The 12,073-nt window shown below is 67.8% G+C and carries 16 protein-coding genes; 2 read left to right on the plus strand and 14 right to left on the minus strand.

Annotated elements, in window-relative coordinates; genetic code table 11:
* Position 1 precedes the first annotated feature (1 nt).
* The 8 genes from ACFQ9R_RS14510 to hemL all read right to left on the minus strand — a co-directional run bounded on the left by ACFQ9R_RS14510 (position 2) and on the right by hemL (position 7,439).
* Positions 2 to 862 carry a tetratricopeptide repeat protein gene (locus tag ACFQ9R_RS14510; protein ID WP_378991011.1) on the minus strand — a complete coding sequence of 287 codons (861 nt, stop codon included), beginning with the start codon at positions 860 to 862 and terminating at the stop codon, positions 2 to 4.
* Between the two features lie 221 nt (positions 863 to 1,083).
* Entirely contained in the window at positions 1,084 to 2,040 is a 957-nt protein-coding gene (ccsB, locus tag ACFQ9R_RS14515) for a c-type cytochrome biogenesis protein CcsB (protein ID WP_378991013.1), read from the minus strand.
* 31 nt (positions 2,041 to 2,071) lie between these two features.
* Positions 2,072 to 3,700, minus strand: a complete 1,629-nt coding sequence (locus ACFQ9R_RS14520; RefSeq protein WP_378991014.1) for a cytochrome c biogenesis protein ResB — start codon at positions 3,698 to 3,700, stop codon at positions 2,072 to 2,074.
* Positions 3,700 to 4,515 (minus strand): cytochrome c biogenesis CcdA family protein, encoded by an 816-nt coding sequence (locus ACFQ9R_RS14525; protein WP_378991016.1) that lies wholly within the window; start codon positions 4,513 to 4,515, stop codon positions 3,700 to 3,702. Before ACFQ9R_RS14525 ends, ACFQ9R_RS14520 begins: the two co-directional genes overlap by 1 nt.
* Entirely contained in the window at positions 4,512 to 4,748 is a 237-nt protein-coding gene (locus ACFQ9R_RS14530) for a hypothetical protein (RefSeq protein WP_378991018.1), read from the minus strand. The genes ACFQ9R_RS14525 and ACFQ9R_RS14530 overlap by 4 nt, the downstream gene beginning before the upstream one ends.
* The gene (locus ACFQ9R_RS14535) at positions 4,745 to 5,386 is read right to left on the minus strand and encodes a TlpA disulfide reductase family protein (RefSeq protein ID WP_378655524.1); all 642 of its coding nucleotides are present in this window, start codon (positions 5,384 to 5,386) and stop codon (positions 4,745 to 4,747) included. Before ACFQ9R_RS14535 ends, ACFQ9R_RS14530 begins: the two co-directional genes overlap by 4 nt.
* A complete protein-coding gene (locus ACFQ9R_RS14540; protein ID WP_378943160.1) occupies positions 5,383 to 6,000 on the minus strand; it encodes a histidine phosphatase family protein in 618 nt (205 codons plus the stop codon). The genes ACFQ9R_RS14535 and ACFQ9R_RS14540 overlap by 4 nt, the downstream gene beginning before the upstream one ends.
* A 119-nt stretch (positions 6,001 to 6,119) precedes the next feature.
* Positions 6,120 to 7,439 (minus strand): glutamate-1-semialdehyde 2,1-aminomutase, encoded by a 1,320-nt coding sequence (gene hemL, locus ACFQ9R_RS14545; protein ID WP_378991020.1) that lies wholly within the window; start codon positions 7,437 to 7,439, stop codon positions 6,120 to 6,122.
* A gap of 207 nt (positions 7,440 to 7,646) precedes the next feature.
* On the opposite strand from hemL, the gene ACFQ9R_RS14550 reads away from it, so the two are divergent.
* Positions 7,647 to 8,033 carry a hypothetical protein gene (locus ACFQ9R_RS14550; protein WP_378991023.1) on the plus strand — a complete coding sequence of 129 codons (387 nt, stop codon included), beginning with the start codon at positions 7,647 to 7,649 and terminating at the stop codon, positions 8,031 to 8,033.
* Here the strand turns inward: ACFQ9R_RS14550 and ACFQ9R_RS14555 are convergent, their stop codons facing one another.
* The 6 genes from ACFQ9R_RS14555 to ACFQ9R_RS14580 all read right to left on the minus strand — a co-directional run bounded on the left by ACFQ9R_RS14555 (position 8,034) and on the right by ACFQ9R_RS14580 (position 11,518).
* Positions 8,034 to 8,258, minus strand: a complete 225-nt coding sequence (locus ACFQ9R_RS14555) for a hypothetical protein (RefSeq protein WP_143875995.1) — start codon at positions 8,256 to 8,258, stop codon at positions 8,034 to 8,036.
* 76 nt (positions 8,259 to 8,334) lie between these two features.
* Complete coding sequence (locus ACFQ9R_RS14560) at positions 8,335 to 8,598, minus strand: hypothetical protein (RefSeq protein ID WP_378991024.1); 264 nt, start codon at positions 8,596 to 8,598, stop codon at positions 8,335 to 8,337.
* A gap of 30 nt (positions 8,599 to 8,628) precedes the next feature.
* Positions 8,629 to 8,751, minus strand: a complete 123-nt coding sequence (locus ACFQ9R_RS14565; protein ID WP_281258081.1) for a hypothetical protein — start codon at positions 8,749 to 8,751, stop codon at positions 8,629 to 8,631.
* A gap of 59 nt (positions 8,752 to 8,810) precedes the next feature.
* The gene (locus ACFQ9R_RS14570; protein ID WP_378991025.1) at positions 8,811 to 9,323 is read right to left on the minus strand and encodes a hypothetical protein; all 513 of its coding nucleotides are present in this window, start codon (positions 9,321 to 9,323) and stop codon (positions 8,811 to 8,813) included.
* On the minus strand, positions 9,320 to 10,297 hold the full coding sequence (hemB, locus tag ACFQ9R_RS14575; protein ID WP_378991027.1) for a porphobilinogen synthase: 978 nt from the start codon (positions 10,295 to 10,297) through the stop codon (positions 9,320 to 9,322). Before hemB ends, ACFQ9R_RS14570 begins: the two co-directional genes overlap by 4 nt.
* Before the next feature lie 42 nt (positions 10,298 to 10,339).
* On the minus strand, positions 10,340 to 11,518 hold the full coding sequence (locus ACFQ9R_RS14580; protein ID WP_378991029.1) for a serine hydrolase domain-containing protein: 1,179 nt from the start codon (positions 11,516 to 11,518) through the stop codon (positions 10,340 to 10,342).
* A 254-nt stretch (positions 11,519 to 11,772) separates the two neighbouring features.
* On the opposite strand from ACFQ9R_RS14580, the gene ACFQ9R_RS14585 reads away from it, so the two are divergent.
* Positions 11,773 to 12,051: a hypothetical protein gene (locus ACFQ9R_RS14585; protein ID WP_364403472.1), complete on the plus strand. Its 279-nt coding sequence runs from the start codon at positions 11,773 to 11,775 to the stop codon at positions 12,049 to 12,051.
* Positions 12,052 to 12,073: the final 22 nt, after the last annotated feature.

Below are 12,073 nucleotides of genomic sequence, written 5' to 3' on the forward strand. Positions count from 1 at the left end.
CTCAGGGCTCCCACAGCGGGTTGTGCAAGATGGCCAGGTTCTGGCGTGCGGTGACCGCGAGACTGTGCGCGTAACTGTCGGGATGCAGCCGATCGAGGATGCTCCAGTACGAGGCCGCAGCGCGTTGCCGAAGCCCGGCCAGCGCCTGTGTAGCCGCCAAGTTGTTGCGACGCCCGAGAGTTTCGAGACTGTCGTCGCCGAGTTTCCGTTCGCTGTAGTCGACGTTCGAGTCGAGTAGGTCAAGGGCATGACGGTACTCACCGGCAGCGGAATACCCCAATGCCAGATTGTTGCGAAGGGTGAGCGTCATGTCGTCGTCGACGCCGAGAACATGCTCGGCGATCGACACGATATCGTTCAGCACCTCCAGTCCTTCGGAGAAGTACCCCGCATCGCAGTAGGACCGACCGAGGGCATTTCGCACCTGCAACGTGATGGGCTGGTCGGCGCCGAATTTCTCCGCGCACTGTTGCGCGAGCGGCTCCAACACCGCGATCGCTTCCGAGTAGCGTCCGCTGTCGCGGTGATTCTCCGCGACAGCCACCCGGTACGACGCCGTAGTGATCTCGGAAAACGGTGCGCGTCCCAGGCCGCTGGCTCGCCAGATCGCCGCCGCCGCGTACGCGATATCGACCGGTGCCCGCGCCATTACCGGTCGGGCAGGCGCCACGGGCCACGGTTTCGACGGCGGCGCCTCGCGAACGACCCATGCCATCAGCGTTTCTCGCAGCTGCTCGGGCTGCGTGCCCGCAACGTGGAATCGGTGGGTAGCCCCCGCCACATCCAGGCGAATCACGGAGCCGTCGGCCCACCCGATTCCGGCACTGATCACTTCGACAAGGTCGGGCGTGCGCACATCCACGCCCGTCACCTCGCGCCAACCGACCACGAACGCCGAGCGCACCGATCGGCGCCACCGGATTTCCGAATGCGAGAAACTCAACTTCCCCGCACGCTCAGTCGATCCCCCGGACCGATCCCCCGCCCCGTAGGTCACACCGGACAGCCGAAGATCGTGTGCCACAAGACCTATGGTCTCATCTCGGAGCTATGCAGACACGCTATATCGGAGGTAGCGGCCGCTCAGTTCAGCCCCGCATAGCTGTGCAATCCGCTGATCACCATGTTGATGATGAAGAGGTTGAACAGCATCGCTACGAAGCCGGCGATGTTGATCCAGGCTGCCTTGGTGTCTCGCCAGCCCGAGGTGGCTCGGGCGTGCAGGTAGGCCGCGTAGAGGACCCAGGCGATGAAGGAGCAGGTTTCCTTGGGGTCCCAGCCCCAGAAGCGGCCCCAGGCGGCTTCGGCCCAGATGGCGCCGAGGATGACGCCCGCGCCGAAGAGGGGGAAGCCGATGATGGTGGTTTTGTAGGCGAGCTGGTCGAGGGTGCGGGCGTCGGGGAGGCGGCGGGCGATGATGCCGAGGATGTTGGTGGATTCCTCGCCCGCGGGCTGACGCATGCGGAACAGGTAGAGCAGGCTGGCCACGCCCGAGACCAGGAAGACGCCGCTGCCGATGCTGACGATGGTGACGTGGATCGGCAGCCAGAACGAGCGAAGGGCGGGGACCACGGGGGCGGCGTCGGCGTAGAGGACCGTGCCTGCCAGGAACATCAGGATCAGCACGGGGACCAGCAGGAACGCCCACATGGCCCGGTAGCGCTGGTCGCGCAGGAAGATCAGGCCGATCACCACGGCGGCCGCGGTGGCCATGGTGGTGAACTCGTACATGTTGCCCAGCGGGAAGCGGTGGGTGGCGAAGCCGCGCAGCACGATCGAACCGATGTGCAGGACCGCGCCGACTACCAGCACCGAGAAGGCCATGTTGCCCAGCCGTTCGGCGAGCGGTTTGGCCTCGGGGGTCTCGATCCTGCCGGGCAACCCGGGGTCGCCGGCGGGGACGAGTTCGCGGGCGGCGACCTGCTTGGCGCGCGCCGAGGCGTACTGCACGATCAGCAGGACCGTGGCCAGGGCGTAGATGGCCATGGCCGACATGAACGCGAAGTCGCTGTACCGTGCCAGCGTTTCGTCGATCTGCATCAGGATTCCGTCTCCATGTCGAGTGCGCGGATCACTTCTCCGCTCCCAGCAGCCGTGTCCGCAGTCGATCGAACTCGGCGCCCCAGCCCGCTTGATCGCTTCTGGCCAGGCCGCCCATTTCTACTACGGCGCGTCGTTGACCCACGGTACCCGCCGCGGCCTCGACCGGGTACGCCCGGATCCAGATCCGCCGCCGTTTCAGCAACAGCGACACCAGCAGACCGGCCATCATCGTCAGCGCGCTCACCAGCACCCACTGCTGGGCCGGGTCGTGCGAGACCTGCAGGTTCACGAATTCCTCGGCGCCGTCGAAGGTGACCTTCGCCCCGCTCGGCAACGTGGTCGACTCGCCGGGACGCAGGTTGACCCGCGCCTCCTTGGTCAACCGACCCTGCTTGATCATCTCCGGGTCCAGCGAGAACAGCGACTGGGAACGCCCGGTGTCGAGACCGGTATTGCCGCGGTAAACGTCGACCGCGACCGCCGGGTCGTCCATCCGGGGGAACGACGAGGTGAGCAGGCTGCCGTGGAACATCGCGGTCGGCGCGAACAGGCCCTCGATGGCGATCTGGTTCTGCCTGCGTTCCTCGTCGGTGGCGTACATGCCGCCGGGCGGGTCGATGCGCAGCACACCGCTGGACAGGAAGGTCTGCGCGTCGTCGGGTCGCCACTGGATGGTCTCGGTGCGGGTCTGCCCGTTGGGGAAAGTAACGGTGAACGTCGGCGCGAAGCCGTGTCCCTGCAGGTAGACGCGGTCACCGGCGACCCGCAACGGATGGTTCACCTGGAGCTCGGTGCTGCGCCACGTGTCGGTGCTCAGATCCGCGCCCGCCTGGTACTCGATGTTCGAGTGGAACATCTCGGCCTGGCCGGTGGGCAGGTAGTCGGCCTTGAAGTCCTTCACCTTGATGCACAGCGGCGTCATGCCGGTGCCGTCGTTGGTGTTGCCCGCCCGGAACGAGTCGAAGACCGCGGGCGAGGTGGTGCAGAAGCCGGGACCGTCGTTGGCGATCACGATGACATTGCCCTCGTACCCGAGCAGCTTGCCCAGCGCGATCGCGACGAGCAGCCCCACCAGCGACAGGTGGAACACCAGATTGCCGAACTCGCGCAGATAGCCCTTCTCGGCGGACAGCGTCACCTCGCCGTCGCGCTGACCGGGGCGCACCTCGGTCCGCCACCCACGCAAGGAAGCCTTGGCGGCCTCGATCACCTCGTCTGGAGTCCGGTCGTCGGTTTCGCTGGAGTGGTGCGGCAACCGGCTGAGGTTGCGCGGCGCGGGCACCGGCGGGGTACGCAGTGCCCGGTAGTGGTCCCAGCAACGCGGCAGGATGCAGCCGACCAGCGAGATGAACAGCAGCACGTAGATGGCGGTGAACCAGAAGCTGCCGAACACGTCGAACAGTTCGAACCGGTCCATCCACGGACCCAGTGTCGGACGGTCGGCGATGTACTGGTCGACCTTCTGCGCGTTGAGGCTGCGTTGCGGCAGCAGGGCGCCGGGGATGGCGGCCAGCGCGAGCAGGAACAGCAGCACCAGTGCGGTACGCATGCTCGTGAGGCCGCGCCAGGAATTACGGACCAGGGCCCAGGCCCGGCCCAGCAGCGACTGCCGGACGGGCGGGGTGGGGGTGGTCGGTGTGGTCAGCGTGTCAGTCATCAGATCGGAAGAGTCACCTCGGAGACGAAGCCGTCACGCACCCAGCCGACGAACTGATCCCATGCCCCCGTGACCAGCGCGACGCCGACGGCGACGAGCAGAAAACCCCCGATTACCTGAATGGTGCGCGAATTGCGCCGCAGCCAGCCGACCCCGCGCAACGCACCGGCCGACCCGAAGGCCAGCACGATGAACGGCAGCCCGAGACCGAGGCAGTAGGCGACGATCAACGTCACCCCGCGCACGGCGGTGGTGCCCTCGGTACCCGCGGACACCGCCATCACACCCGACAGCGTGGGCCCCAGACACGGCGTCCAGCCGAGCGCGAACACCCCGCCGAGCAGCGGCGCGCCGAGGATGCTGGTGAGCCTGCGCGGCTCCATCCGCGTGTCGCGCTGCAGGGCGGGGACCAGGCCGATGAACACCAGACCCATCAGGATCGTCACCACACCGCCGATGCGCTGCAGCAGTTCCCGATTCACATTGAGGGTCTGGATCACGCCGAAAACAGTGGCCGTGGCCAGCACGAACACCACCGTGAACCCGGCGACGAACAGCCCGGCGGCACCGGCCACCCGCATCTTCGCGCTACGGCGCTGCGCGGTGAGCGTGCTCGCCTGCGCGTTGGTGGCAGGCGGCGCCTCGGCACCGACCAGCCCGGCCAGGTAGGACAGATAGCCGGGGACGAGCGGCACGACACACGGTGAAGCGAACGACACCAGGCCCGCGAGCAGGCAGGCTCCCAGCGCCAGCAGAAGCGGACCCGATGCCGCCGTCTGCTGGAAGGAATCCCCGACTGCGGCGAGCGGAATCACTCGTCGGTGTCCGTATCCATGTCATGCTGCTCGTCGCGCGGCAACGACAGGGTTCGCTCGGTCTCGGCCGGATCAGCGGGGCCGAAATCGAACAGACCGGCGCCGGCGACACTGCGCGGCACGGTCGCGATACCGGCCCAACGGTCGTCGACCGTCCAGCCCGCACCCATTCGGCGGGCGCCCTGACGGGGACGACACGCGGTCAGATTTCCTGGACGACGACGGCTGCTCACTGCTTCTCCTCGGCGGCGATGCGCTCGACCACGGGCTGAAGGTCTTCGGCCAATAGCGAGCGAAGGAAGACCGCGGCGACCCGGTGCTGACGATCCAGGATCAACGTGGTCGGAATAACACTGGTGGGAAAGTTTCCGCCGAGAGCGAGCAAGGTCCGCATCGACGGGTCGTAGATGGACGGGTATTCGATCTTGTTGTCCACTACGAAGTCCTGGGCTTTGTCGCGCTGATGGTCACGGACATTGATCCCCAGGAACGCGACGCCTTGATCTCTGGTCGCCGCGAAGACTTTTTCGAGAGCGGGCGACTCGGCGCGGCACGGGCCACACCACTGTCCCCACAGGTTCACGACCACGATCTGGTTCGGGAAATCGTCGACCGAAACGGTCTTTCCCTCGTTCATCAGATCGGGCCCCGAGAGCGTGCCGATCGTCCCGCGCGTGGCGGGCGGATCGTAGTAGATATCCGTTCTACCACCGGGTGAGACGAATTCGAAGGTCCCACCACCGGTGGCGACCGCATCGGTACCCGTCGAACAGCCCGCCGCGGCGATGATCACCAGCAGGGCGGACAGAACGGCGGTCAGCGCCCGCGGCCGACGGCCACGGGCGGTTCCCGACGAGGTGCAGCGTGTCATGCGCCGTGGACCGACGGATCCGACGCCCCGGCGGGCTCGGAATAGACGATGTCGACGAGCGTGTCGCCGTGGTAGACCAGCGAGGTCAGCGACGCCAGCGAGCACTGCCGGTTGCGCGGGTCGTGCCACAACCGCTGACCCTGCAGGAAGCGGCGCAGCGTCCACACGGGCAGCTGATGCGAGACCAGCACCACCTCGTGACCGGCGGCCTCGACGCGGGCCTTGTTCACCGCGGCGAGCATGCGATGAGCGATCTGCAGATACGGCTCACCCCAGGACGGGGTGAATGGGTCGCGCAGCTTCCACCAGTGCCGCGGCTTGCGCAGCGCACCGTCACCGACGGAGACGCGCAGGCCCTCGAAGGTGTTGCCCGCTTCGATCAGGTTCTCGTCGGTGCGCACGATCAGGTCGTGGGCGGCCGCGATCGGCGCCGCGGTCTCCTGGGCGCGCTGCAACGGGGAGGCGATCACCATCGCGATGTCGTGATCGGCCAGCGAACGCGCGACGGCACCGGCCTGCGAGCGACCGGCCACCGAGAGGCTGAAGCCGGGCAGGCGACCGTAGAGGATGCCGTTCGGGTTGTGCACTTCGCCGTGGCGCAGCACGTGCACGATGGTTTCGACACTCGACGGGTCGTCGTCGAGGGCGGGAGGTGCGGCGGCGGGGGCAGGATGGGGCGCCTCGTCGCTATCCGCCGGGACTGGGGCGAATTCTGCGTCGGGCTGGTCGGAGCTCACGCTGGGGATCCTTCGGGGGTTGCGGCCGCGGCCGCGAGGGCGGCGGCGGGCAGAGCGGCGGCGATACGGTCGAACGCGTCCTCGTCGAGTGCCGCGGAGACGAACCATGCCTCGAACGCGCTCGGCGGCGCGTACACGCCCGCGTCAAGCAGGGCGTGGAAGAAGGCAGGGTAACGCCAGGTCTGGCTCGCTTTGGCGGCGGCGTAATCGGTCACCGGACGCTCGGCGAAGAACACGCTCACCATATTGCCTGCGAACTGGACTTGATGCTCGACACCGGCCTCTGTCAGGGCTTTCGCGAACAACGCGCCGAGACGATCGGCATTGCGGTCCAGCGCCGCGTACACCTCGTCGTCGGCCGCACGCAGGGTCGCCAGGCCCGCGGCGACGGCGACGGGGTTACCGGACAGCGTGCCCGCCTGATACACCGGGCCGAGCGGGGCGAGGTTGTTCATGATCTCGGCGCGACCGCCGAACGCGGCGGCGGGCAGGCCACCGCTCATCACCTTGCCGAAGGTGTAGAGGTCACCGGCGACGCCTTCGCGGCCGTACCAACCCGACGCGCTGACCCGGAATCCGGTCATCACCTCGTCCATGATCAGCAGCGCGCCGTTGTCGTGGGCGAGGGTGCGCAGGCCTTCGTTGAAGCCGGGCAGCGGCGCGACCGCGCCCATGTTGCCCGCGGCGGCCTCGGTGATGACGCAGGCGATCAGGCCGGGGTGCGCGTCGAAGGCAGCGGCGACGGCGGCGAGGTCGTTGTAGGGCAACACGATGGTGTCGGCGGCCTGCGCGCCGGTGACACCGGGCGAGGTCGGCAGACCGAGGGTCGCGACACCGGAGCCCGCGTCGGCCAGCAACGCGTCGACGTGACCGTGGTAGCAGCCGGAGAATTTGATGATCTTGGATCGGCCGGTGAAACCGCGGGCCAAGCGGACCGCGCTCATCGTGGCCTCGGTACCGGAGTTCACCAGGCGGACCCGCTCGACGGGGTCGACGCGGGCGGCGATGGCCTCGGCCAGCTCGATCTCGGCCTCGGTCGGCGCACCGAACGACAGTCCGCTCGTCGCGGCCTTCTGCACGGCCTCGACGACGGCGGGGTGGGCGTGACCGAGGATCATCGGCCCCCATGAGCACACCAGATCGACGTAGTCGTTGCCGTCGGCATCGGTGAGCGTGTAGCCGCTCGCGGAGGTGATGAACCGTGGCGTACCGCCGACCGAGTTGAACGCACGAACCGGGGAATTGACGCCACCCGGGATCACGGCGGCCGCCCGCTCGAAGAGCTGGGCCGAAACCGGTACCTGCGTAAGACTCACGGATTCCAGTGTCTCAGTTCGCCTCGGCACGCCGGACGACAGGGTGGAGCACAGTGACCCAGACCGCAGCGACCCACCGACGACACGCCCGACACGCCGCCCCGATCCGGGAAAGAATTCGATCTAGGCCCATTGGCCTGCGACTACGCTCCGGGCGGCTCAGCACCTGAGCCATAGGGAAATCAGGTATCAGCGAGAGGGTATTTCATGCGTTTCGGCGTCACCAGCACTGCCCTTGGCACAGGATTCGTCGCGGCGGGAGTGCTACTCGGCGCGGGTTCGGCCACCGCGTTCGCACCACAGGCCCAGCCCGATCGGATCGGTGCCCAACTCAGCCACGAGGAGACCGCGGCCCTCGGGGCGGGGCCGATTCCGGCGATCACCGCGATGCTCGTACCCGCCAATCGGATCGGCGCGGGTCTGCATCCCGACAGCGATCTGTACCGCGACGCCGACGGCGGCATCCACGCCACCCTGCGTCAGGTGGTGACGGAAGCGGCGGCCCATCCCGACGGCACCGTCTCCGTCTTCCTGAACGCGCCCGGCACGCGCGGCGGCCGCATCGTCGACGTCTACCAGCAGTGGACCAGCTGATCAGGTGTACATGCAGGGCACTTCGGCCGAGATCGTGTGCAGCTGGCACATGATGCCGTTGTAGATGCCGCTCGAGCCGGTCTCCGGGGCGAAACCGTCGGCGGCCGGCTCGGCGATCATCGGGGTGAGCGGCAGGCCGGGGGCGGCCTGGGCGGGCGCCGCGGCCAGGGCGATCGTCGCCACCGCGGCGGCGACGGTACAGATTCCTGCGGTCAGTCTGGTCATCGATTCCTCCTCGAGGGAGCCCGCGGTGCGAGCTCGCGTCCCGAACCCCCACGCACACATCGGAATTCGGCTTCCTCTAGATCATCGGTTCGAGATCGCGCGGTGCTACAGATCCGCGGTAGATCCTGGTGACGACATCGATGACCAGCACCCCGCTCACGATCACCAGCGCACAGGCGAGCAACAGCAACGGCGGCACGTAGCGCACCGCCTCGAACCCGGGGTGCTCATCGGTGCCGGCGAATTCGGTCGTGCGCCGTGCGGCGCGCCAGCTGACGATCGCGCAGGCAAGGAAGAGCACGGCGAAGCCGAGTTCGAACAGCGCGATCCAGCGTCTCATTCCTGCGATCCTGCCAGGGGCGAGATCGAATCAGCCGACCAGGCTCGGTAGCAGAATCAGCGCGATGACGGCAAGGGTGAGTACAACCATCAGCCCGATCACCAACAGGTCGCGTCGCAGGCTGTGTGGTTGCTCGATCACCACGCGCATCATTGCCTCCGCTCCCCCGGCGCTCAACCGGTGTGACAATCCTCACCATACACTGTGTGGTGTCACTTCCGGCGGGACTGGAAGTACTTCGTCGACTCGGGCCGGTAGCTGAGGAACGCGGCCCCCGCGGCGAGCACGCCCTGCACGATCGCCGAGCCGCCCGCCACGATCGTCGCGGGATTGGCGACCGCGGAGAAGCTGAACATGGTGGCGACGGCGCCGAGTCCGAGCCAGATCGCGACAACAGTGAGCACCGTGCGCGCCCAGCTCTTGCCACGGCCGAGCTGATGCGCGATCGCCACGGTGACACCGGCCAGCAGCACCCCGACCAGCGCGGTCAGCGCGAAAGCCACCAGCACCATCACGTCGACGGTCGACGCCGGGAAGTTCGGATCCGACTTGTGCATCTCGTCGAGGAACTGCTTGCTGAGCTTGTCGCGCTCCCCGGTCATGGTGATGACACTGGCGAAGGTGTAGACGACACCGAGGCCGGCGATTCCCCACCACAGCTGACGAGCGGTGCCGACGTCCTCCGGCACGGGAAGGGTTTCGGGTTTGTTCGGCGGAACGATCACGACAGCCAGTGTGCTGCCTCGGTCGCCCAGTAGGTGAGCACGATGTCCGCGCCTGCCCGCCGGATGCCGATCAGCGACTCCAGGATCGAAGCCCGGCGATCGATCCAGCCACGCTCGGCGGCGGCGGTGATCATCGCGTACTCGCCGGAGATCTGATAGGCCGCGACGGGGACGGTGGAACGGTCGGCGACGTCGCGCAGGATGTCGAGGTAGGACATCGCGGGCTTCACCATCACGATGTCGGCGCCCTCGGCGAGGTCGAGGTCGAGCTCGCGCAGCGACTCGCGGCGGTTGGCCGGATCCTGCTGATAGGTGCGGCGATCGCCTTCCAGCGACGAGCCGACGGCCTCACGGAAGGGGCCGTAGAAGGCCGAGGCGTACTTGGCCGCGTAGGCGAGGATGGCGGTGTCGGTGCGCCCGACCGCATCGAGCCCACGCCGGATCGCGCCGACCTGTCCGTCCATCATGCCGCTGGTTCCGAGCAGATCGGCACCGGCTTCGGCCTGCGACAGCGCCATCTCCACGTAGCGGTGCAAGGTGGCGTCGTTGTCGACCGCGCCATCGGTGCCGACGACCCCGCAGTGGCCGTGGTCGGTGAATTCGTCGAGGCAGGTGTCGGCCATGATGACCGTCGCGTCCCCGACTTCTTCGGCCAGCGCGCGCAGACCGCGGTTCAGGATCCCGTTCGGATCACTGGCCTGGCTGCCGGTGGCGTCCTTGTCCTCGGACAGCGGCACACCGAACAGCATCAGTCCGCCCACCCCGGCGGCCACCGATTCCACGGCGGCCTTGCGCAGCGAGTCCAGCGTGTGCTGATACACCCCCGGCATCGAGCTGATCTCCCGCGGCTCGTCGAGTCCGTCGGCCACGAACATCGGCAGTACCAACTGACGCGGCTGCAGCGTGGTCTCGGCGACGAGTCGACGCAATGCGGGTGTCCTGCGCAACCGCCGCGGGCGGTCGAAAGCGGTCATAGCCCGCAGAATACGCCTGTCCCCCGATGGTCGCCGCAGCGCCTACAACGGGTCGCGACGGCGGGCGGTTTCGCCCAGAATCTGCTCGAAAGTTGCGAAGACCGGGGACGGGCCGGCCGAACTCCACGTTTCGTTGGTGAGCAGGATCGCCGTCACCGCGCCGTCATTGGACCAGGTCGAGCCGAGACCGCCTGCCCAGCCGTAGGCACCTGCGCGTGGGCCGTCGGGTTGGTCGTGTAGCTGGACGCCGACGCCGTAACCCCACCCCGCGCTGTCGCCGGGGCCGGGTCCGCCGCGGGCCAGTTGCTCGGCGGTGAGGTGGTTGGTGGTCATGGCCGCGACGGCTCGCTCGGACAGCACCCGGATGCCGTCGAGTTCGCCGCCGTCGCGCAGCATCCGGGCGAAGCGGTAGTAGTCGGCGAGAGTGGAGACCAGGCCGTCACCGCCCCCTTCGAAGTCGGGTGGAGTGCTCCATTGGCCGTCGACGGGGTCGAAGACGGTGCGGGTGCCGTCTGTTTCCGAGTAATGCGGGCCGAATCGGGCCAGCTTGTCAGGCGGGACGGAGAAACCGGTGTCGGTCATGCCGAGTGGGCGCAGGACACGCTCGGCCAGGAATTCCGAGAGCGGTTTGCTCGCTGCCCTGGCGACCAGGAATCCGAGGATCGACGCGCCGACGTGGTAGAGCCAGCGTTCGCCGGGCTGATACTGCAGGGGCAGGGTGCCGAGCCGGCGCAGCCAGATGTCCGGAGGCAACATCCGCGCGGGCGTCGGCGGGCCCCAGCCGAGGTCGAGGGCACTCCAGGCGGCGTCGAACGGCTTGGGTGAGAAGTCGGCGAAATCCATGCCCCAGCCGAGGCGGAAGGTGAGCAGGTCGCCGACGGTGATCGGGCGGTTCGCCGCGACCGTGTCGGCGACCTCGGCGGTGGGGTGCGCGAGTACACGTAAGCCGGCGAGTTCCGGGAGGAGCCGGTCGACCGGTTCGGTCGGATCGAGTACGCCGTCGTCGATCAGAATCGAGGCCGCCGCCGCGGTGAGCGGTTTGGTCATCGAGGAGATCCGGAAGATGGTGTCGGTGCGCGTCGGGGTGGCGCGGGTGGCGTCGAGGTGGCCGATGGCGCCGGTGATGACATCGTCTCCGGTTGCCACGAGCCATGCCAGGCCGAGCAGTTCGTCCGCCGCGACGTGCGCGCCGAGCCGCTTGTCGATCTCGTTCACCGTCATCGCCTCTCCCCGGGTTGCCTTGCGCTACTAGACCACAGCGGTCCGACAGCTACCCGCGAATCACCACGCGCGGCGCTTCGCCGAGGTCGGCGACCGGTCGCGGCGAACCTGTGGATAACATCGAAACCCACTGGAGCTCAATGGCTTCCGCGAGAGATTGACGAAACCTGTCGGTGCCCCTCGGTATAATCGAAAGCGTGTTCGAGGGTTCCGACGATCGGGGGCGGGACCCAAACGCAACGGGAGGACGCCGAATGAATGCCATTGCCGCTCAGACCACTTTCATCACCGCGCCGTACGTGCCGCTCGAGAAGAAGCGACTGCCCGCGGGCCGTCCGCGCCGCTGGTACGTGGCGCACAACCGTCGGCTCAAGGCCATGCGGTTGACGATCGCGCTGCTGGATTCCGGTGTGTACCTACCCAATCAGGCCACCAACGACACGATCCGGCGCACCGCCGAGAAGATCGACATCCGCCCGCCGTCCGATGCCACCTGCCGGCTCGTGCGCACACTGCTGCGCTACAGCCGATGACCTCGATACGCCGAAAGCCCGC

It is taken from the genome of Nocardia sp. NPDC056541 (assembly GCF_042794235.1).
GTDB lineage: Bacteria > Actinomycetota > Actinomycetes > Mycobacteriales > Mycobacteriaceae > Nocardia.